Origin of the sequence: Kutzneria viridogrisea DSM 43870, from assembly GCF_000525635.1 — a bacterium.
Taxonomy (GTDB): domain Bacteria; phylum Actinomycetota; class Actinomycetes; order Mycobacteriales; family Pseudonocardiaceae; genus Kutzneria; species Kutzneria viridogrisea.
Map to the genome: position 1 here is coordinate 5,676,931 of NZ_CP007155.1, position 20,459 is coordinate 5,697,389.

General features: G+C 71.9%; 17 protein-coding genes. 11 read left to right on the forward strand and 6 right to left on the reverse strand.

Annotated features, from left to right (window positions below; all coding sequences use genetic code 11):
• Positions 1-11: 11 nt before the first annotated feature.
• The 8 genes from KALB_RS25260 (at position 12) to KALB_RS25295 (ending at position 10,581) form a co-directional block, all read left to right on the forward strand.
• The gene (locus tag KALB_RS25260) at positions 12-1,148 is read left to right on the forward strand and encodes a 3-ketosteroid-9-alpha-monooxygenase, oxygenase component (protein WP_025358496.1); all 1,137 of its coding nucleotides are present in this window, start codon (positions 12-14) and stop codon (positions 1,146-1,148) included.
• Complete coding sequence (locus tag KALB_RS25265; RefSeq protein ID WP_025358497.1) at positions 1,142-1,411, forward strand: hypothetical protein; 270 nt, start codon at positions 1,142-1,144, stop codon at positions 1,409-1,411. Before KALB_RS25260 ends, KALB_RS25265 begins: the two co-directional genes overlap by 7 nt.
• On the forward strand, positions 1,404-2,390 hold the full coding sequence (locus tag KALB_RS25270; protein WP_025358498.1) for a ferredoxin--NADP reductase: 987 nt from the start codon (positions 1,404-1,406) through the stop codon (positions 2,388-2,390). The genes KALB_RS25265 and KALB_RS25270 overlap by 8 nt, the downstream gene beginning before the upstream one ends.
• A 97-nt stretch (positions 2,391-2,487) precedes the next feature.
• Complete coding sequence (locus KALB_RS25275) at positions 2,488-3,606, forward strand: S1 family peptidase (RefSeq protein WP_081789486.1); 1,119 nt, start codon at positions 2,488-2,490, stop codon at positions 3,604-3,606.
• Between the two features lie 342 nt (positions 3,607-3,948).
• Complete coding sequence (locus KALB_RS25280; RefSeq protein WP_081789487.1) at positions 3,949-7,983, forward strand: Pls/PosA family non-ribosomal peptide synthetase; 4,035 nt, start codon at positions 3,949-3,951, stop codon at positions 7,981-7,983.
• A complete protein-coding gene (locus tag KALB_RS25285; RefSeq protein ID WP_025358501.1) occupies positions 7,980-8,636 on the forward strand; it encodes a BPL-N domain-containing protein in 657 nt (218 codons plus the stop codon). The genes KALB_RS25280 and KALB_RS25285 overlap by 4 nt, the downstream gene beginning before the upstream one ends.
• Positions 8,633-9,850, forward strand: coding sequence for a heparan-alpha-glucosaminide N-acetyltransferase domain-containing protein (locus KALB_RS25290; RefSeq protein ID WP_025358502.1), 1,218 nt, complete (start codon positions 8,633-8,635; stop codon positions 9,848-9,850). Before KALB_RS25285 ends, KALB_RS25290 begins: the two co-directional genes overlap by 4 nt.
• Positions 9,796-10,581, forward strand: coding sequence for a BPL-N domain-containing protein (locus KALB_RS25295; RefSeq protein WP_025358503.1), 786 nt, complete (start codon positions 9,796-9,798; stop codon positions 10,579-10,581). Before KALB_RS25290 ends, KALB_RS25295 begins: the two co-directional genes overlap by 55 nt.
• A 224-nt stretch (positions 10,582-10,805) precedes the next feature.
• Here KALB_RS25295 and KALB_RS25300 read toward each other — a convergent pair whose 3' ends face one another.
• Complete coding sequence (locus KALB_RS25300; protein WP_051913136.1) at positions 10,806-12,104, reverse strand: choice-of-anchor A family protein; 1,299 nt, start codon at positions 12,102-12,104, stop codon at positions 10,806-10,808.
• Positions 12,105-12,204: 100 nt separating this feature from the next.
• Here KALB_RS25300 and KALB_RS25305 point away from each other — a divergent pair, with 100 nt between their 5' ends.
• Entirely contained in the window at positions 12,205-12,957 is a 753-nt protein-coding gene (locus tag KALB_RS25305) for an ArsR/SmtB family transcription factor (RefSeq protein ID WP_420811793.1), read from the forward strand.
• On the opposite strand, the gene KALB_RS25310 is transcribed toward KALB_RS25305, so the two are convergent.
• Genes KALB_RS25310 through KALB_RS25330 form a run of 5 tightly spaced genes read right to left on the reverse strand, consistent with a single transcriptional unit; the run spans position 12,954 to position 17,919 of the window.
• Entirely contained in the window at positions 12,954-13,862 is a 909-nt protein-coding gene (locus KALB_RS25310) for an LLM class flavin-dependent oxidoreductase (RefSeq protein WP_025358506.1), read from the reverse strand. The genes KALB_RS25305 and KALB_RS25310 overlap by 4 nt on opposite strands.
• A 9-nt stretch (positions 13,863-13,871) precedes the next feature.
• Positions 13,872-14,882 (reverse strand): 4-hydroxy-2-oxovalerate aldolase, encoded by a 1,011-nt coding sequence (gene dmpG / locus KALB_RS25315; protein WP_025358507.1) that lies wholly within the window; start codon positions 14,880-14,882, stop codon positions 13,872-13,874.
• Between the two features lie 10 nt (positions 14,883-14,892).
• Positions 14,893-15,753: an acetaldehyde dehydrogenase (acetylating) gene (locus KALB_RS25320; protein WP_025358508.1), complete on the reverse strand. Its 861-nt coding sequence runs from the start codon at positions 15,751-15,753 to the stop codon at positions 14,893-14,895.
• The gene (locus KALB_RS25325) at positions 15,750-16,538 is read right to left on the reverse strand and encodes a 2-keto-4-pentenoate hydratase (protein ID WP_025358509.1); all 789 of its coding nucleotides are present in this window, start codon (positions 16,536-16,538) and stop codon (positions 15,750-15,752) included. Before KALB_RS25325 ends, KALB_RS25320 begins: the two co-directional genes overlap by 4 nt.
• Positions 16,525-17,919 (reverse strand): FAD-binding protein, encoded by a 1,395-nt coding sequence (locus KALB_RS25330; RefSeq protein WP_025358510.1) that lies wholly within the window; start codon positions 17,917-17,919, stop codon positions 16,525-16,527. Before KALB_RS25330 ends, KALB_RS25325 begins: the two co-directional genes overlap by 14 nt.
• 79 nt (positions 17,920-17,998) lie before the next feature.
• On the opposite strand from KALB_RS25330, the gene kstD reads away from it, so the two are divergent.
• Together kstD and KALB_RS25340 are read left to right on the forward strand one after the other, a co-directional pair.
• Entirely contained in the window at positions 17,999-19,624 is a 1,626-nt protein-coding gene (kstD, locus tag KALB_RS25335) for a 3-oxosteroid 1-dehydrogenase (protein WP_025358511.1), read from the forward strand.
• Complete coding sequence (locus KALB_RS25340; RefSeq protein ID WP_025358512.1) at positions 19,614-20,426, forward strand: MaoC/PaaZ C-terminal domain-containing protein; 813 nt, start codon at positions 19,614-19,616, stop codon at positions 20,424-20,426. The genes kstD and KALB_RS25340 overlap by 11 nt, the downstream gene beginning before the upstream one ends.
• Positions 20,427-20,459 lie beyond the last annotated feature (33 nt).

Consider the following 20,459-nt stretch of genomic DNA (forward strand, 5'->3'; position numbering starts at 1 on the left):
CTGGAGGTGTCATGAGCACGGCAGCCGAGGTTCGCTCCATCGACGCGGGCGCCGCGCCGACCCGGTTCGCCCGCGGCTGGCACTGCCTCGGCCTGGCAACCGGCTTCCGCGACGGCAAGCCGCACGCCGTGGAGGCGTTCGGCACCAAGCTGGTGGTCTTCCAGGACGGGGCCGGGTCGCTGCGCGTGCTGGACGCGTACTGCCGCCACATGGGCGGGGACCTGAGCCAGGGCACGGTCAAACAGGGTGCGATCGCCTGCCCGTTCCACGACTGGCGCTGGGGCGGGGACGGCCGCTGCGTGGACGTGCCGTACGCCAAGCGGGTGCCGCTGCGGGCACGAACCCGGGCGTGGACCACCTGCGAGCAGAACGGGCAACTGTTCGTCTGGCACGACCCGCAGGGAAACCCGCCGCCGCCCGAGCTGGCGATCCCGCGCATCGAGGGCGCGTTCAGCGCAGAGTGGAGCGACTGGACCTGGGACTCGGTGCGCATCGAGGGTGCCAACTGCCGCGAGATCGTGGACAACGTCGTGGACATGGCGCACTTCTTCTACGTGCACTTCGCGTTCCCAACCTACTTCCGCAACGTCTTCGAGGGCCACGTGGCCAGCCAGTACCTGGACTCCAAGGCGCGGCCGGACGTGGCGGTGGGCTCCAGCTACTCCGGCGCCGCCGAGCTGACCACCCGCTCGGAGGCCTCCTACTACGGCCCCTCGTACATGATCGACAGGCTGTGGAACGACTACCAGGGCACCACCGTGGAGACGGTGCTGATCAACTGCCACTACCCCGTGACGCCCACCTCCTTCGTGTTGCAGTGGGGCGTGATCGTGAAGAAGCTGCCCGGGCTGACCGACGAGCACGCCAACAGGATCGCGGCGAAGTTCGCGCGCAACACCGGGGTCGGCTTCATGCAGGACGTGGAGATCTGGCGCAACAAGACCCGCATCGACAACCCGCTGCTGTGCGAGGAGGACGGTCCGGTCTACCAGCTGCGGCGCTGGTACGAGCAGTTCTACGTGGACGTCGAGGAGGTCACCGAGGACATGGTGCGCCGCTTCGAGTTCGAAGTGGACACCACGCGGGCCAACCAGGCGTGGCAGCGGGAGGTCGCGGAGAACCTGGCGCGGCGGGCCGAGCAGTGCTGAACTCCACCCGTGCCGACATCCAGCGCCAACTCACCGAGGGGCTGGTGCCGCACAACTGCCGCAGCTGCGCGACAACCGTGCTGGTGAAGAAGAACAGCTTGGCGCACACCAGCGTGCAGTGGACCGGCGAGCCCGCGGCGAGCTGCCCGGAGTTCGCCGCGGCCGGGCAGTCCAGCGCGCTCGTGCCGATGTGCGGCCGACTCCGCGAGAGCATCGCGCGGGCGGTGCTGGACGGCACGATCCCCGTGGCACGGCATGACTGAGCGCGCGCCACTGCGGCTCCGCGTGGCGCGGGTGGTCGAGGAGACCGAGCAGGCCCGCTCCCTGGTGTTCGACGCACCCGGTCTCGCCTACCGACCAGGGCAGTTCCTGACCTTGCGGCTGCCTGGCGGCGTGTCGCGGTGCTACTCCCTGTCCAGCTCGCCGCACCTGGACGAGCCGCCGCAGGTGACGGTCAAGCGGGTGCCGGAGGGGTACGGCTCGAACTGGTTGTGCGACACCGTGTCCGCCGGTACCGAACTGGAGGTGCTGCCGCCCGCCGGGGTCTTCAGCCCGCGTTCGCTGGACGGGGACTTCCTGCTGTTCGCCGGGGGCAGCGGCATCACCCCGATCCTGTCGATCGTCAAGTCGGTGCTGGCGGCCGGTACCGGGCGGATCGTGCTCGTCTACGCCAACCGGGACGAGCGGTCGGTGATCTTCGCCGCCGTGCTGCGCGAACTGGCGGCACGGCACCCCGAGCGGTTGCATGTCGTGCACTGGCTGGAGTCGGTGCAGGGCCTGCCCACCGCGGCCCAGCTCCGCTCGCTGAGCGAGCCGTTCCGCGGGTTCCAGGCGTTCCTGTGCGGGCCCGGCCCGTTCATGGAGGCGGTGCTGGGTGTGCTGCGTTCCCTTGCGGTGCGGGAGATCCACGTGGAGCGGTTCGTCTCGCTGACCGGGGACCAGGGCTCGGCGGCACCCGCTGAGGGGCCGGTCACCGACCTGGAGGTGGACCTGGACGGGCGGCACCACAGCCTGCGCTGGCCCGCCGGTCGGCGCCTGCTCGACGTGCTGCTCGACAGCGGGCTGGACGCGCCGTTCTCCTGCCGCGAGGGCGCGTGCAGTGCCTGTGCGTGCCGGATCACCGAGGGCGAGGTCCGCTTGCTGCGCAACGAGGTGCTGGACGAGCAGGACCTGGCCGAGGGGTACTCGCTTGCCTGCCAGGCGGTGCCGGAATCGCCGGTGGTGAAGGTCAGCTACGACTGAGCTGACGAAGGTGTGGTGCCGCCTCAGTCCCTGGGGCGATGCCCGGTGAGCGTGCGCGTTCCTAATCTCCTGGTGGTCAACCGAGGGAAGGAAGCTCATGCATCGCAGGACCTGTGTGCTGCTCGCGGTCACCGCGGGCGTGCTGCTGGGCGCGGCACCGGCCTTCGCCGTGTCCGGGGGCACGCAACTGCCGGACCAGTCGGCGGCCCCGTGGATGGTCACCATCGCCTCGGCTGGCGACCGGCCGCTGGAGCAGCGCGAGCTGTGCGGCGGGGTGCTGATCGCCCCGGACCGGGTGGCCACCGCGGGCCACTGCCTCGACCACGGCGACCCGACGCACTGGGAGGTGCACCTGGGCGCCTCGGTGTTGTCGACCAACCCCGGCACCGTGCTGCCGATCCGCGGTGTGGCGATCCACCCCGGCTACCGGCTAATCCCCTCGCCCAGCGACCCGAACAGCTTCGAGAAGTCGGCGGTCGCCAACGACGTAGCGATCATCGCGCTGGCCCGGCCGGTGTCCGGGGTCCAGCCGGTGCGGGTGGCCGAGAACCCGCCCGCCGAGGGCACGGCGGTACACGCCTACGGGCACGGGCGCACCAAGGCCACCGACCCGGCCGATCCGCTGAGCAGCATCGGGGACGTGCTGCGCAGGGCCGACCTGTCGGTGATCAGCGACCAGCGGTGCGGTGCGCAACTGGGCGGCGTGGTCGACGGTGGCTCGGTTGTCTGCGCCCAGGGCAAGGACACGATCTGCGCCGGGGACAGCGGCGGCCCGCTGGTGCGGGACACCGCCACCGGACCGGAACTGGTCGGCATCACCAGCTTCGGCGGCGAGGTGGTCGGCAAGCAGTGCGGCCAGGACCGCTACCCTGGTGGCTTCGCCGACACCGCGGCGCTGCGGTCCTGGCTGACCCAGCCGGACCCGGTGCTGGCGCCGATGCCCGTGGGCAAGCCGACCATCACCGGCTCGCGGGCCGTTGGTGACACGGTGCGCTGCGAGCAGCCGCGGTGGGCGGGCAAGGCACCCGACTCGGTGGCCTACGAGTGGGCGCGGCAGCAGACCGGCTCGGACGGGTTCGTGTTCTACACGACGATCAAGGGCGCCACCGCGCCGCGGCTCGCCATCACGCCGGACCTGGACGGTGTGCCGGTGCTGTGCGTCCAGACCGCCAGCACCGCGGGCGGCACGATCGAGCAGTACACCGCCCCGCGCTGAGGACCGGCCCGTCTTTCCTTCGGCCTTCGCGGAACGCCACCCCGGGGCGGGTGTTTGTCCCACCCCGTCCCGGGCGACGCCTCCCCAAAAAGATATATCTGAGCACCCATCACAAAACGCTCCGGGAAATTCAGCATTCCTCATACCGGGCATCACCGGACAAATCGTTGCGAGGCCTTCCAGCACAGTCGTGACCGATCGTCCAGAGTCCTAATCCTCCATCCGTGTGACTACTGGCTGTATTCCACTTGGCGCAGTACACTCGCTTGAGTGACCACCTGCTCACTCAATGTAGTGAAAATTACCCTCGCGCTCCCGTGCGGGACGTGGAGACGCTGACCAATGAAACACGGCCGTCGGAATTCCTGGTCCGACTCCGCATTGACAGTTGACGAATCCGCGCGACGTTTGCACCACGTCTTCGAACACTCCGTTGACGCCGTGCCCGCCGCGGTCGCCCTGGAATGCGAACGGGAAGAACTGACCTATCGCGAACTCGACGAGCTGGCCAACCAGCTCGCGTACCGGCTCAGATCGCGCGGAATCGGCGAGGGCTCACGGGTCGCCATCCTGCTGCGCAGATCGGTGCAGACCTACGTAGCCCTGCTGGCGGTGGGCAAGGCCGGTGCCGCCTTCGTGCCGATCGACCCGGCATCCCCCGCCGACCGGGTGGGCTACATCCTCGAGGACGCCTCGGTCGACCTGCTGCTGACCACCTCCGACCTGGTGGTCGCCACGATCTGCCCGGTACTCACCGTGGACGGCCCGACCGAGGCACGCAGCCCCGGCAGACCGGGACCTGCCCCGGACACGTTGAGCGATCCGGACCCGGCCGCCTACGTGATCTACACCTCCGGGTCCAGTGGCCGCCCCAAAGGGGTCGAGGTCACCCAACGCAGCATCTGCAACTTCCTGGACGTGGTGCCCGAGCTGTACGACGTGCGCCCCGGCGACCGCGTCTACCAGGGCATGACGATCTCCTTCGACTTCTCGATCGAGGAGATCTGGCCCACCTGGGCGGTGGGGGCCACGCTGGTGGCCGGGCCCACCGACTCCCGGCGGCTGGGCGCCGAGCTGGCCGACTTCCTCGACGAGGCACGCATCACCGTCCTGTACTGCGTGCCGACCCTACTGGCCACGATCCCGCGCGAACTGCCTCTGGTGCGCAACCTGCTGGTCGGCGGCGAGGCCTGCCCCGGCCAGCTGGTCGAGCGGTGGAGCAGGCCCGGCAGGCGGATCCTCAACACCTACGGCCCCACCGAGGCCACCGTGACCGCGACCTGGGGTGAGCTGGTGCCCGGCAAGCCGGTCACGATCGGCCGCCCGCTGCCGACCTACTCCGTGGTGCTGCTGGACGAACAGCGCGAGCCGGTGCCCGACGGCGCGGAGGGCGAGATCTGCATCGGCGGGCCCGGGGTGGCCCGCGGCTACGTGGGCAGGCCGGAGCTGACCGCGGACCGGTTCATCCGGCACCCGCTCGCCCCCGACGGCGGCCGCCTGTACCGCACCGGGGACCTGGGCCGGATCACCGAGGACGGGGAGATCGAGTACCTCGGCCGGGCCGACGCCGAGGTGAAGATCCGCGGCTACCGGGTGGACCTGGGCGAGATCGAGAACGTGCTGCTGGAGGACGCGGGAGTCGCGGTGGCGGTGGCCGCGATGGTGCCGGTCTCCGAGGAGCCCGACGCGCCCCGCGAGCTGGCGGCCTACGTCATCGCCGCCGAGCAGGAGGGGCTGGTCGCGCGCCTGCACGAGGAACTGCGGCGGCGGCTGCCCAACTACATGGTGCCCTCGTTCCTGGACGTGGTCGAGGACCTGCCGACCATGCCCAGCGGCAAGGTGGACCGCAAGCGCCTCGCGCCGCCGCGCAACCGGCTGCTGACCATTGTGGACGGTCCGGTGGTCGCGCCGGAGGGCGAGCTGGAGCAGCAGGTGCACGCCGTGTGGGCCGAGGCCTTCGGCCTGCCGCCGCAGTCCCTGTCCGTACTGGCCGACTTCTTCGGCGACCTCGGCGGGCACTCGCTGCTCGCGGCCAGGGTGGTCTCGCTGCTGCGCGAGCGCGGGACCAACGCCGCGGTCCGCGACCTCTACGACAACCCGACCGTGCGCGGCATGGCGGGCCACCTGGCCGCGGCCGTGCCCCCGCAACGGGTGCCGCCCAGGCCGGAGGCGTTGCGGCACAGCGGATCCCGCATCGCACGGGCCGGTGGCGCCCAGCTGGTGATGATCTACCTGCTGATGCTGGTGATCACCTTGCCGGTGTCCTACGTCTACACCGTCAACGACGGTGACGTGTCGGTCGCGGTGCTGGTCCAGCTCATGATCGCGATCCTGGTCAGCTACCTGGGCGTGCGCTGGCTGGTGCCGCTCGTGCTGGCCCGCCCGCTGGCGCTGGGCATCAAGCCGGGCCGGTACCCGTTGTGGGGCCCGACCTACCTGCGGCTGTGGCTGCTGGACCTGTTGCTGGCCATCGGACCGCTGCCGGTGGTGAGCGGATCCCCACTGATGGCGGCGTACCTGCGGGTGCTCGGTGCCCGTGTCGGCCGGGACACCACCGTCGCCACCAGCATGATCGCCCTGCCGACTCTGGTGCGGATCGACGCGGGCGCCTCGATCGGTTACGGCGCGGCGCTGCGGCCGTGGCGGGTCGAGGACGGCTGGGTCGTGGTCGCGCCGATCCACGTGGGCGAGGGCGCCTTCGTCGGGGCCAACACGGTGCTGGACGCGGGCGCCTCGGTGGGTGCCCGCGCGGGCCTGGGTGAGCAGTCGGTGCTCGGTGACGGCGAGTCGGTGCCCGCGGGTGACCGCTGGTCCGGGGCACCGGCGCGCCCGGTGCCGGAACTGGAGTCGGCGGCCGAGGTCATGATGGCGGCACGGGGGCCGCTGCGCCGCTGGCGCCCGCACCACGTGCTCGCGGGCCTGTTCGGGTTGCTGAGCCTGGAAGTCGGCGCGATCGTGATGATCCTGCCCGGGGTGGCGCTGGTCTGGTGGGCGCTGCTGGAGTACGGGGTGCTCGCCGGGTTGCTGGCCACGGTGGCCGCTGGCCCGGTGTTCGTGCTCACCGTGTGCACCGTGGTGGCACTGGGCAAACGCCTTGTGCTGCCAAGGGTTCCGGTCGGCGTGCACCCGATGCGTTCGGGCTTGGGCATGCGCAAGTGGGTGGCGGACAAGCTGCTGGAGTTCAGCCTGATGTTCACCAACTCGCTGTACGCCACGCTGTACACCGTGCCGTGGCTGCGTTTGCTGGGGGCGACGGTCGGCAAGCGCGCGGAGGTCTCCACGGCCGCGCACCTCGACCCGGACCTGCTCACCCTGGGGGACGAGAGCTTCGTGGCCGACATGGCCAGCATCGGCGCGGCGACCTTCGCCAACGGCCGGTTCACCCTGCTGCCCACCAGCGTGGGCCAGCGCGCCTTCGTCGGCAACGCCGCGTTCGTGCCCGCGGGCACCGAACTCGGCGACGGCTCCCTGGTCGGCGTGAGCACCGTGCCGCCGCCCGCGGGTGTGCCCGGGGGCACCTCCTGGCTCGGGTCGCCCGCGATGCACCTGCCGCAGCGGCAGGACAGCGGTTCCTTCTCCGAGGCGGAGACCTTCCAGCCCCCGCTGAAGGTGGTGCTGCACCGGTTGGCCGTGGAGTTCTTCCGCGCCACCCTGCCCGCCTCGGTGCTCGGCGTCAGCTTCTACCTGTACCTGCTGGCCCTGTCCGGCCTGGCCCAGGGCCGCGACCTGCCGGTGCCCGCGCTGGTCTCGCCGTTCGTGGCGATCGCGGCGGGCCTGGCGGTGATCGCCTACTGCGCGGCGATCAAGCGCAACCTCATCGGCGCGTACCGGCCCAGGGTCGAGCCGCTGTGGAGCCCGTTCGTGCGCCGCTCGGAGTTCGTCACCGGCATGTTCGAGGCCGCCGCGGTGCCCGCCGGGGTCGGCATGCTCGTGGGCACCCCTTTCCTGCCGCCGGTGCTGCGGTGGTTCGGGGCCAGCATCGGCCGCCGCACCTGGATCGGCACCACCTACCTCACGGAGTTCGACTTGGTCCGGATCGGCGATGACGCGGTGGTCGGCACACAGGTTTCCTTGCAGACACACCTGTTCGAGGACCGCGTGATGAAGATGTCGCAGGTGACCGTCGAGGCCGGGGCCACGGTCGGCACCAGGGCGATCGTGCTCTACGACGCCGTGGTCGGCGCCGGGGTCTCGCTGGGTTCGCTGTCCCTGCTGATGAAGGGCGAGCACCTGCCCTCCGGCTCGCGCTGGCGGGGCATCCCGGCCCAGGGCGTGCTGGAGGACGAGGAGTCGGTCCCCGTGCGGCCCGGGGCACGCCGTCCACGGTTGTGGCGGGTGATCCGCGACCGCGGCCTGGTGCGGGCGGGTGCGCGGTGAGGGCGCTGGTCTACCGCGGACCGGCCTCGCTGCCGGGCTGCCCCGAGGCGGTCGCCGAGTTGCTGGCGAGCAGCAGCTGGGACTTCGAGGTCCGGTACACCGGGCCCAAGGAGAAGCTGAAGCTGACCCCGGAGACGCTCGGGTCCGCCACGGTCTACGCCCAGCCCGGCGGCGGCGAACTCGAGGACGCCTACCCGCACCTGCGCAAGCAGCGGGGCGCGATCCGCGAGTTCGTCCGGGCCGGCGGCAGGTACCTGGGCTTCTGCCTCGGCGGCTACTTGGCAGGCGCCACACCGGGTTTCGGCCTGCTGCCCGGCGACACCGACCAGTACATCGCCTCCCGCAAGGCAAGTCTGGACACCGACGAGAGCACGCTGGTCCAGGTGCGCTGGCGGGGTCACAAGCGGGTGCTGTTCTTCCAGGACGGCCCGCACTTCCTGCTGGAGCGGGGCGCGCCGGGCACCGTGCTGGCCACCTACCGCAACAAGACGGTGGCCGCGCTGGTGACCCCGTTCGGGCAGGGGCGGGTCGGCGTGGTCGGCCCGCACCCGGAGGCCACCGAGGACTGGTTCACCGACATCGGCCTGGACACCCCCGACCGGCTCGGGGTGGACCTCGGGCACGACCTGGTGGACGCGGTGATGGCGCCGTGAACAAGCGGCTGGTCGGCGTGGACGCCGCCAGGGGCGTGGCGCTGCTGGGCATGATGGCCGTGCACTCGCTGAACGAGTCGAACCCGGACGGCAGCCCGACGTTGGCGTTCGCGGTCTTCGGCGGCCGGGCGGCCGCCACGTTCGCCGTGCTGGCCGGGGTCGGCATCGCGTTCATGACCGGGCGGGCACGGGTCCGCCGCCCGGCGGCACTGGGCACGGCGGCGGCCCTGGTGGCCCGCGCGCTGGCCATCGGCGCGATCGGTCTGCTGCTGGGCTACACCGATGCCAAGCTGGGGGCGGTGATCCTGCCGTACTACGCCGTGCTGTTCCTGCTCGCCGTGCCACTGGTGTTCCTGCCGACCTGGCTGGTGGCGATCCTCGGCGTGGCGGTGACGGCCGGTGCCCCGGTGCTGACCCACCTGTGGCTGCCCGACCTGCCCAAGCCGAGCCTGGCCAACCCCACCCTGGGCTACCTGCTGCACCACCCCGTGGCGTTGTTGTCCGAACTGACGATCACTGGCGAGTACCCGGCCTTCCCGTGGCTGGCCTACCTGTGCACGGGCCTGGTCATCGGCCGCCTGACCCTGTCCAAGGTGGGCGTCGCGGCGGGGCTGCTGGTCTCCGGCGCCGTGGTCGCGGTCGGGGCCGCCGTCACGTCCTGGTGGCTGCTGAACCCGATGGGCGGCCTGTCGCACATCTGGATCGCGCAGCCGGACAGCCCGCTCACCGTGCCCGAGACGAACGAGCTGCTCACCCTGGGCGGGGACGGCACCACGCCGCCGGGCTCGTGGTGGTGGCTCGCGGTGAACGCGCCGCACACGAGCACCCCGCTGGACCTGGCCGGTACGGCGGGCGCGGCGGCCGGTCTGCTGGGCGCGATGCTGCTGCTGACCCGCCTCACCTGGCCGGTGGCGCGCCGCGTGGTGTGGGCGGTGCAGACCCCGCTGGCCGCGGCGGGCAGCATGACGCTCACCCTGTACACGGCGCACATCATGTTCATCAACTCCGACTACGACGTCTACGACCCGGGCACCGGGTACGCCCTTCAGGTGCTCGTCGCGCTGCTGATCGGTCTGGCCTGGCGGGCCACCGCCGGGCGTGGGCCGTTGGAGTCGCTGGTCACCGCGGTGGCCAACCTGGCGAGAAGGAGGTTGACGAGATGGCCGACTGCCGGGGTTGCCGGGGTGCGGGGCGCTCGCGGCGCGACTTCCTGATCGCCGCGGGCGGCGTGGGCCTGCTCGCCGGGCTGGCCGCGTGCGGAGGGCAGCCGCCCGCCCCGCCCGCGGTCCGGCCGGTGGCGCTGGTCTACCGCGGGCCCGCGTCCTGCTCCGGCTGCTCGGAGTCGGTGGCCACCTTGCTGGAGAACTGCCCGACCCCGTTCCGCGCCGTCTACTGCGGGCCGAAGGAGGACGTGCGGCTGTCGGCGGCCAGCCTGGCCACCGCGAAGGTGTACGCCCAACCCGGCGGTGGCAGCGTCGAGTCCGCGTGGCACAGGATGCGCGAGCACGCCGAGGACATCCGGGGCTGGGTCAGGGCGGGCGGGCACTACCTGGGCTTCTGCCTGGGCGCCTACCTCGCCGCCGCGACACCGGGTTTCGGCCTGCTGCCGGGCAACACCAGCCAGTACATCAGCACCCGGCACGCCAGTGTGCGCGACACCGACGACGCGGTGGTCAGCGTGACCTGGCGCGGGGCGAGGCGGCACATGTTCTTCCAGGACGGGCCCGTGTTCAAGCTGGACGCCGGGGCCGCCGCGACCGTGCTGGCCACCTACGACAACGGTGAGCCGGCGGCCGTGGTGGCCGGGTGCGGGGCGGGCCGGATCGGACTGGTCGGGCCGCACCCGGAGGCCGACAAGAGCTGGTACACCTCGGGCTTGGCCAACCCCGACGGCATACGCCCCGACCTCGGCTACGACCTGATCCAGACCACGCTGGCGCCTTGACCCGGCGAGTCCCGCCCACGGGAGCGCGAGTCCCGCTCACCGGTGCACGAATCCCGCTCACGGGAGCGCGAGTCCCGCCAGAGCATCGCGAGTCCCGTTGACCCGGCGACGAACCCCGCCCACCGGACCACGAGTCCCGCTCAGCCAAGCCCGAACCCCACTCAGCCGAACCCGAGTCCCACACACCGGACCACGAGTCCCGCCCAGCCGACCACGAACCCCGCTCAGTGCTGCCTGCGGCGGCGGACCAGCACGGTGACGAGTGCCCCACCGATCACGAACAGGGCGCCGATCAGGGTCAGCCAGCCGACGTCGGCGCCGGTGCTGGCGAGCCCCGACGAGGAGTCGCTGTCCACCGGCGGGGCCACGTTCGTCGTTGTCGTCAGCGGCAAGCTCGGCGTGGTCGACGTGCTGTCCGACGTGCCCGAAGTCGTCGGAGTCGAAGTCGGAGTCGAAGTAGAAGTAGAAGTAGGAGTCGTCGTGGGCGGCGTGGTCGTGGTGGTGGTCGTGGGCGGGCCCGCGCAGGTCGGCAGGTCACCGGTGAACGGGTAGGCGTGCAGTTCCTGCCCCTTGTTGGTGGATCCGCCGTGGGTGAGCGAGCCGGTGGTGAACAGCCGCCCGGCCGTGCCCGGCGAGGTGACGGTCGTCGTGCTGCCCGGGTTGCCGACCAGGATGCTGCCCTGGAACTGGGACAGGCCGCCGATCGTCACCGAGGTGGCGGTCGGGAAGTTCCACAGCAGCCTCGGCCGCAACGCGTTGACCGGATCGGTATCGTCAAGACCACCTGTGTAGGTGACGATCTTCCGGGCGTCACCGGTCAGGTTGACCAGCACGGTGGCGCCGGCCGGGATGCCCGCGAAGGCGATGCCCTGCTGACCGCCGCCGCTGCCGACCAGGTCGAAGTCCACGGTGAAGACCTGTAGCGCGGAGTGCCCGTCGCCGGTGAACAGGGTCTGGTGGCCCTGGTTCACCGCGGTACCGGTGGCCGCGCTGGTGGCGTAACAGGTGCTGGCCGCCTGGAGCTGGGCCGTCAGCGGGGCGAACCCGGCGAACGCGGCGCTGTCCTGCACGGACTTGCCGGTGATGGTGCCCGTGGCCGGACCGGCGTGGCGGACCACTCCCCCGTCGGCGAGCAGCCGCTGTCCGGTGGCGACCGTGACGGATCCGCCGGTGGTCAGGAAGTCGGAGCCCTCGGGTGGGGGCACGCGGGAGCCGACGCCGACGATGCCGATGTTGTAGACGGCGGATCCGCCGGGGTCCTTGGCCAGGTCGAACCCGCCGCCGACCACGACCTTGCCCTCCGCCTCGGCGGCACCGCCGCGCACGGCGAAGGTGCCGCCGACGAACACGTTGATCGCTTCGTCACGCCCGGTGAACGGCCCGTTGTTGACCGGCGGGAACGTGCCGGGGCAGGCCGGTCCGGCGCACGGGCCCAGTCCGCCGGGCAGCGGGTCGGCCACGCTGGGCACGGCGGCGGTGAGCAGCACGAACGGTACGACGGCTGCGAGCAGTGCACGCGACATGGCGCCCATCGTGTGCGAACTCGGCGGTCTTCGCTTGTTCAGACTTGACGTGCAGGCATTTACCTGCCTAACTTAGAGTGTGCGATCTGAGCTGGACTTGGTGTTCAGGGCCCTGGCGGACCAGACCAGGCGGTACCTGCTGGACCGGCTGCACGAGCAGAACGGGCAGACCCTGGGCGAGCTGTGCGAACACCTCGGCATGACCAGGCAGTCGGCCACGCAGCACCTCGGCCTGCTGGAACAGGCGAACCTGATCAGCACGGTGCGGCGCGGCCGGGAGAAGCTGCACTACCTCAACCCGGTGCCGCTGCACGAGATCCAGGAGCGGTGGATCGACAAGTTCGAACGGCCGCGCCTGCGGGTGCTCAGCGCCGTGAAACGACGAGCGGAGGGACAGGACATGGGCGACCGGCCCAACTACGTGTACGTGACCTACATCGAGAGCACCCCGGAGAAGGTCTGGCAGGCGCTGACCGATGCCGAGCTGACCGGCCAGTACTGGGGCCACCACAACGTGTCGGACTGGCAGGTCGGCTCGCGGTGGGAACACCAGCGCACGGACGGCACGGGAATCCCCGACGTGGTGGGCGAGGTGCTGGTCAGCGAGCCCCCGCGCAAGCTGGTGACCAGCTGGGCGCCGCCGGGCGACGAGGTGCCGGAGCGCACCTCGCGGGTGACCTTCGACATCGCCGCGCACGAGGGCGTGGTGCGGTTGACGGTGACCCACGAGCACCTCGCCGACGAGGACGAACTGCGCGGCATCACCAGCGGGTGGGGCGCCGTGCTGTCCAACCTGAAGTCCCTGCTGGAGACGGGCAGCGTGCTGCCGAAGGCCCCGTGGGAGATTCCCTAACCGAGCAAACGCCGGGCCTCGGCGAGGCGGTCGATCTGGTCGAACCAGTCGCTGCCCGCGAAGCTGACGACCAGTTCCTCCGCGCCCACCGCGAAGTGCGCCGCCATGCGTTCGGCGGCCTCGGCGGGCCCGCCGGTGACCGGGATCGAGGCCGCCTTGTCCTGCGGCAGGTTGTAGCCGCGGGCCAGGCTGTTCACCACGGCCTGGGTGCTGGGCGCGCCGGGGCCGAGCGAGGCGACGACCCCGGTGGTGATGCCGGGGGCGGGCCGACCGCGTTCGGCGGCGCCCTCGCGCAGGATGGCGGCCACCCCGGCCACCGACTCCGGGGTGGTCATGGACGGGAACCAGCCGTCCCCGAACTGCAGGGTGCGGCGGATCGCCACCCGGCCGGTGCCGCCGACGATCACCGGCGGCATGGTGGCGCCCGGCGCGAGGGTGACGGTGGGCGTGCCGGGCAGGTGCGCCAGCCGGGTCGGCTGCCCGCGCACCAGGCCGGGCAGCACGGCCAGGGCCGCGTCGGTGAGGCGGCCTCGCTCCCCCTGCGGCACCCCGACCGCCTGCCAGGAGGACACCCCGTGCGGGGTGCCGCCGGAGCCCACGCCGAGCAACAGCCGGTCCCCGGAGATCCGTTGCAGGGTGGCGATCTGCTTGGCCACGGCGGCCACCGGGCGCAGCGGCAGGATCAGCACGCCGAAGCCGACCTTCAACCGGGTGGTGACCGCGGCCGCCGTGGTCAGCGTCACCATCGCGTCCAGCATGGGCGAGTTCGAGCCGACCACGATCTGGTCCCCGGCCCACACCGAGTCGATCCCGGCCTGCTCGGCGTGCCGCGCGCAGGCGGCCACGTCACCGGGCTGGCCGCCGGGACCCCGTCCGACGGTGGGCAGGAAAACACCGATCCTCACCGGAAAAATCTACAACGCGGTGCCCGCCGCGATCTCCAGGGCGATGTCCACCAACTGGTCCTCCTGGCCGCCGACCAGCTTGCGCGCCCCGGCTCGGACCAGGATCTCCGCCCCGGACACCTGGTAGCGCTGGGCGACCCGGTAGGCGTGTTTGAGGAAGCTGGAGTACACCCCGGCGTAGCCCATGATCAGCGCCATCCGGTCCAGGCGGCACTCCTCGGGCATGGTGGGCAGCACCACGTCCTCCGCGGCGTCCACCACCGCGAAGAAGTCCACTCCGGTCTGGATACCGAGCTTGTCGCACACCCCGACGAACGCCTCCACCGGCGTGTTGCCCGCGCCCGCGCCGAACCTCCGCGCGCTGCCGTCGACCTGCGCGGCGCCCGCGCGCACGGCCAGCACCGAGTTGGCCACGCCCAGTCCCAGGTTCTCGTGCCCGTGGAAGCCGACCTGCGCGTCCGCACCGAGTTCGGCCACCAGTGCCGCCACGCGGTCGGACACCTGGTCCAGCACGAGCGCGCCCGCGGAGTCGACCACGTACACGCACTGGCAGCCCGCGTCGGCCATGATCCGCGCCTGGGCGGCCAGCACCTCGGGCGGCTGGGAGTGGGCCATCATCAGGAAGCCGACCGTCTCCAGCCCGAGTTCGCGGGCCAGCCCGAAGTGCTGCGCGGAGATGTCGGCCTCGGTGCAGTGCGTGGCGATCCGGCAGACCTGCGCGCCGTTGCCCGCGGCCACGGTGATGTCCTCCTTGACGCCCACTCCGGGCAGCATCAGGAACGCGATGCGGGCCCGCCGTGCGGTGGCCACCGCGGTCCTGATCAGCTCCTGTTCCGGGGTGTGGCTGAACCCGTAGGCGAAGGAGGAGCCGCCGAGCCCGTCCCCGTGCGCGACCTCGATCACGGGCACGCCCGCCCCGTCCAGGGCGGCCACGACCGCGGCGACCTCCTCGACGGTGAACTGGTGGCGCTTGGCGTGCGAGCCGTCGCGCAGGGAGGTGTCGGTGATCCGCACGAACATGCTGCGCCCCTTACAGTGTCGCGGTCAGTTCCGCGCCGACCCGTGCCGCGGCGGCGGTCATGATGTCGAGGTTGCCCGCGTAGGGCGGCAGGAAGTCGCCCGCCCCGGTGACCTCCAGGTACACCCCGACCCGCCCTTCGTCGAACTGCGGCGGGCCGAGCAGCCGGTAGCCGGGCACGTACCTGGCCACCGCGGCCACCATGTCGGTGATCGATACCGCCACCAGTTCGGTGTCGGCGTCCTCGGGGATCGCGCAGAACACGGTGTCCCGCATGACCATCGGCGGCTCTGCCGGGTTCAGCACGATGATCGCCTTGCCCCGGCCCGCGCCGCCGACCGCCTCGATGCCGCGGCTGGTGGTGCGGGTGAACTCGTCGATGTTGGCGCGAGTGCCCGGCCCGGCCGAGCGCGAGGACACGGTGGCCACGATCTCCGCGTACGCCACCGGCACGGCCCGTGCCACGGCGTGCACGATCGGGATCGTGGCCTGCCCGCCGCAGGTGATCAGGTTGACGTTCGGCGCGTCCAGGTGCTCGGCGAGGTTGACCTGCGGCACCACGTACGGCCCGATCGCGGCCGGGGTCAGGTCCACGACGCGGATCCCGGCCTCGCGGTAGCGCGGGGCGTTGGCCGCGTGCACGGCCGCCGAGGTCGCCTCGAACACCAGGTCGGGCAGCTCGGGCCGGTCCAGCAACCAGTCCACGCCCTGCGCGGTGGTGGCCAGCCCGAGCGAGGCGGCGCGGGCGAGCCCCTCGCTTGCCGGGTCGACGCCGACCATCCAGCGCGGCTCGATCTCGTTGCCGCGCAACAGCTTGTGCAGTAGGTCGGTGCCGATGTTGCCGGAGCCGACGATCGCGGCGGTGGCTTTCACTGCGGTCCTCCCAGGAAGTTCAGCGACACGCTGCCGAGCCCGGAGAACTCGGCGTGGAAGGCGTCCCCGGGCCGCACGTCCACGGCACGGGTGCAGGAACCGGGCAGCACGACGTGCCCGGCGCGCAGGCGCACCCCGAACTCGGCGACCTTGCGCGCCAGCCAGGCCACGGCCGTCACCGGGTTGCCCAGCACGGCATCGGACCGGCCGCGTTCCACCACTTCCCCGTTGCGCAGCAGGCTCGCCTCGATCGTGCGCGGGTCCAGCGCCCCGGGTGGCACCCTGGCCGCGCCGAGCACGAAGCCCGCGGAGGAGGCGTTGTCGGCGATGGTGTCGGCCAACCCAATGCGCCAGTCGGTGATCCGGCTGTCGATCAGCTCGATGGCCGGGGCCAGCGCACGGGTCCCCGCGAGCACGTCCTGCTCGGTGCAGTCGCGTCCGGGCAGGTCGGCGCCGAGCACGAAGCCGACCTCCACCTCCACCCTCGGGTAGCAGTAACGTCCACTGTGGACAGACTCCTGCTCGGTGAGCAGCATGTCATCCAGCAGATGCCCGTAGTCCGGTTCGTGCACGCCCATCATGCGCTGCATCGCCAGCGAGGACAGGCCCACCTTGTGACCGAGCACCCGGCGGGCCCTGCGGCCGATGTTGAGCAGCTGGATCTGGTAGGCGTCCACCACGTCCACGCCGGGGAAGGACTCGGTCAGCGGCGGGATCGGCGCCCGGTCGCGTTCGGCGGCGGCGAGCAGGTCGGCGGCCTTGGCGCGCTGGTCATCGGTGAGCACTGGACCTCCCGGCACGTCGTCCGGAGAACACGCAGTCGGCCAAGGACAGGCCGCTGACATAGGAGTTCGAGCACACGCCCACCGCGGTGCGGCCCGCCGCGTACAGGCCGGGGATCCCGCTGCCGTCCGCGCGCCGGACCTGGCCGGTGTCCTCGTCCACGACCAGCCCGCCCAGGGTGAGCACCGGGCACGGGTAGGCCGCGCTGGGCCGGATCGACAGGTCGATGCGGCCCGGTTGCAGCAGCAGGTGGATCGCCTGGATGCGTTGGAACCACAGGGTTTGCGCGCGCAACTGCCGCCACGCCCTGAGCCGGGCACCCTTGTCGAGCACCAGCCAGGCGCGGCCCCGGTGCTGGGTGATCATGGCGTGGCCGATGGCGGCCCCGTAGCGGGTCGGCTCGCAGACGGACCGTCCGTGCTCGTCCACCAGCCTGCCCTCCAACAGGGCGCTGGGCGGGCTGATGAACCGCCAGGCCGAGACCCGGTCGAGGTGTGCCGTGGCGGCACCGGCCCGCACGCCGAGTTCGACGCCGCTGCCGTCGTCGCCCAGCGTGCCCAGCGGCAGGCCGCCCCGGTACGCGGGCGCGTGCTCGCGCATCATGGCCCGGTTCAACACGAACCCGCCCGCTGCCAGCACAACGCTGCGGGCGTGGATCGTCACCGGCTTGCCGTAGCGCCGTTCGACGGTAGCGATACGCCGGGCGAGCAGCCGCCGCAGCGCGGGCACGTAGATCCCCGGCTTGGCGGCCCACCGCGCCAACACCTTGTGCAGCCAGCGAATTCCGCGCGGGGCTTGCGCCAGGCTGCGGCACTCGGCGCCGAGGACCCGGCCATCCCGCACCAGCAGCCGTTGCGCCGTGGTCTGCGGCATGAGCCGTACCCCCTGGGCCGCAACGGCTTGCGCCAGCTTGGCGTAGAGCAGCTTGCCGGAGGTGCCGCGCCCCTTGGTGCGGTGCCCGCGCGGAGCCGGTCGCGGGTGGGCGGTCTCGCTGCCGGAGTAGTACAGGTAGTGCCGGTTGGTCGGGTACGAGGTCTTGTACGGGCACAGGCTGCCCTCGAACGGCACGCCGAGGTCCTCCAGCCAACGCAACTGGTCGGCACTGGTCTCGCAGAACCGTTGCAGGGTCCGCTCCGTCACCGCGTCGCCGACCTCGTGCCGCAGGTAGTCCAGCATCGCCTGCGGGCTGTCCTCGACCCCGGCCTCGCGCTGCTGCCGGGTGCCGCCGCCCGCGTAGACCACGCCGCCGGACAGGGCGGTCGCGCCGCCGCCGTGGAAGCGGTCCACCAGCAGCACCCGGGCCCCGGAGCGGGCCGCCTCGATCGCGGCGCAGGCCCCCGCGGCACCGGAGCCGACCACCAGGACCTCCGCCCGCACGGCCACCTCCAGACTGAAACACGTTCCAGTTTGACTTGTCCCTAACCATAGCGTTCTGCGCGAGGTTGTCTATAACCTGTTCTACATGTCGGAGGAACACGACGTACTGGTCGTCGGCAGCGGGGCGGCGGGCATGACCGCGGCACTGACCGCCGCCCGGCACGGGCTGCGCGTGCTCGTGCTGGAGAAGGGGCCGTGCTTCGGCGGGTCCACGGCGCGCTCTGGCGGGGCCGTGTGGGTACCGGGCAACTCCGTGCTGCGCCGCGCCGGGCTGGACGACACCGCCGAGCAGGCCCGCGCCTACCTGGCCGCGATCGTCGGCGCGGGCTCCCCCGCCGACAGGCAGCGCGCGCTGCTGGACCACGGCCCGGCGATGCTGGACTTCGTGCTGGCCAACACCCCGCTGGAGTTCCGCTGGGTCAAGGGCTACTGCGACTACTACCCCGAACAACCCGGTGGGCGCGCGGGCGGGCGATCGGTGGAGCCGCGTCCCTTCGACAGCCGCCTGCTCGGCGCGGAACTGGCCCACCTGAACAAGCCCTACGTGGCGGCGCCCAAGTCGATGCCGATCCTCACCACCGACTACAAGTGGCTGACGTTGATCGCGCGACACCCCCGTGGGCTGCTCACCGCCGCCCGGGTCGGGCTGCGCGGCCTGCTCGGCCGGGGCCACCTGCTGACGATGGGTCAGGCGCTGGCGGCCGGGCTGCGCGTCGGGCTGACCAGCGCGGGAGTGCCGGTACGGCTCGACACCCCGCTCACCGGCCTGCTCACCGAGGGCGACCGAGTGTCCGGGGTCCTGACCAAAGACGGGGCGCTGCACGCCCGGTACGGCGTGGTGCTCGCCAGCGGCGGCTTCGAGCGCAACACCGAACTCCGCGAGCTGCACCAGCACGGTGCACGGTGGACGGTCGGCGCGGTGGAGAACACCGGTGACGGAATCCTTGCCGGGCAAAGCATCGGCGGCGCCGTCGACCTGATGGACGACGCGTGGTGGGGCCCGTCGATCCCGCTCACGGGCGGCCCGTACTTCTGCCTGTCCGAGCGCACCCTGCCCGGCTGCCTGCTGGTCAACTCCGCGGGCGAGCGGTTCGTCAACGAGGCCGCGCCGTACGTGGACGCCGTGCACGCGATGTACGACACCGGCAGCCTGCCCTGCTGGCTGATCGCCGACCAGCGCTACCGGGACCGATACGTGTTCGCCGGGCTGCCGCCGCACCGCCCCTTCCCCGGCCGCTGGTACAAGGCCGGTGCCGTGGTCCGCGCCGAGTCGATCACCGAACTGGCCACGGCGATCCAGGTGCCGCCCGAGGCGCTGGCACGGACCGTGAGCCGCTTCAACGGGTACGCGCGGACCGGCCGCGACGAGCAGTTCGGCCGCGGCGAGAGCGCCTACGACCGGTACTACGGGGACCCCCGCAACCGGCCGAACCCCTCGCTGGCCGAGTTGGTCAGGGCCCCTTACTACGCGGTGCGGATCGTGCCGGGTGATCTCGGCACCAAGGGCGGACTGCGCACCGACGCCCAGGCCCGCGTGCTGCGCGCGGACGGCTCGCCCATCCCCGGGCTGTACGCGGCGGGCAACGCCAGCGCCTCGGTCATGGGCCACACCTACGCCGGGCCCGGTGCCACCATCGGCCCCGCGATGACCTTCGGCTACCTCGCCGCGCTGGCCATCGTCGCCGCCAAGGAGTCCCAGCATGCCCATTGACCCGAACACCGCCGTCGGCGCCGCCCTGCCCAGCACCGAGTTCGCCTGGACCGCATCCGACGTGCTGCTCTACCACCTCGCCCTCGGCGCCACCGAACTCCGCTACACCTACGAGCGCGATCTGCGCGTGCTGCCCACCTTCGCCCTCGTGGCACCGACCCTGCACGCGACCGAACCCCCGCGCGTGCGGTTCCCCGGCATCGAGGTGGACCTGGCCGCCGCCCTGCACGGCGCCCAGGAACTGCTCGTGCACCGCCCGATCCCGGTCACCGGTCAGGCCCGCTCCACCGGCCGGATCGCCGAGGTGCAGGACAAGGGCTCCGCCGCGGTGATCATCACCGAGCACGAGACCACCGACCTCGCCGGTGATCCGCTGTTCACCACCCGCTCCAGCATCTTCGTGCGCGGCGAGGGCGGCTTCGGCGGTCCGCGCGGCACCTCCGCTCCCACGGCGCCGCCAACCGGCAACCCCGAGCACGTGCTCGTCACGCCGACCCTGCCCCAGCAGGCCCTGCTCTACCGCCTGTGCGGTGACCGCAACCCGCTGCACGTCGACCCCGAATTCGCCGCGACAGCAGGGTTTTCCGCGCCGATCCTGCACGGCCTGTGCACGTACGGCATGGTGTGCAAGTCCATTGTGGACAGCATTCTGCCCGGCCTGCGCCGGTTCCAAGCCCGTTTCGCCGGGGTCGTCCTGCCCGGCGACACCCTGCGCACCGCGCTGTGGCCCACCGAGTCCGGCATGCGGTTCTCGACCTCCGTCGACGACCGTGTCGTGCTGACCGGAGCGGCCGAGGGTTGACCCTTGAACAGTGTTCAAGCTAGCTTGAACACT

What these genes read in the sequence shown, in the direction of transcription:
- KALB_RS25295 (WP_025358503.1), top strand. Translation starts at nt 9,796, where the DNA reads ATGGCCGACTGCCGGGGTTGCCGGGGTGCGGGGCGCTCGCGGCGCGAC.
- KALB_RS25340 (WP_025358512.1), top strand. Translation starts at nt 19,614, where the DNA reads ATGCCCATTGACCCGAACACCGCCGTCGGCGCCGCCCTGCCCAGCACC.
- KALB_RS25275 (WP_081789486.1), top strand. Translation starts at nt 2,488, where the DNA reads ATGCATCGCAGGACCTGTGTGCTGCTCGCGGTCACCGCGGGCGTGCTG.
- KALB_RS25260 (WP_025358496.1), top strand. Translation starts at nt 12, where the DNA reads ATGAGCACGGCAGCCGAGGTTCGCTCCATCGACGCGGGCGCCGCGCCG.
- KALB_RS25280 (WP_081789487.1), top strand. Translation starts at nt 3,949, where the DNA reads ATGAAACACGGCCGTCGGAATTCCTGGTCCGACTCCGCATTGACAGTT.
- KALB_RS25270 (WP_025358498.1), top strand. Translation starts at nt 1,404, where the DNA reads ATGACTGAGCGCGCGCCACTGCGGCTCCGCGTGGCGCGGGTGGTCGAG.
- KALB_RS25300 (WP_051913136.1), bottom strand. Translation starts at nt 12,104, where the DNA reads ATGTCGCGTGCACTGCTCGCAGCCGTCGTACCGTTCGTGCTGCTCACC.
- kstD (WP_025358511.1), top strand. Translation starts at nt 17,999, where the DNA reads ATGTCGGAGGAACACGACGTACTGGTCGTCGGCAGCGGGGCGGCGGGC.
- dmpG (WP_025358507.1), bottom strand. Translation starts at nt 14,882, where the DNA reads ATGTTCGTGCGGATCACCGACACCTCCCTGCGCGACGGCTCGCACGCC.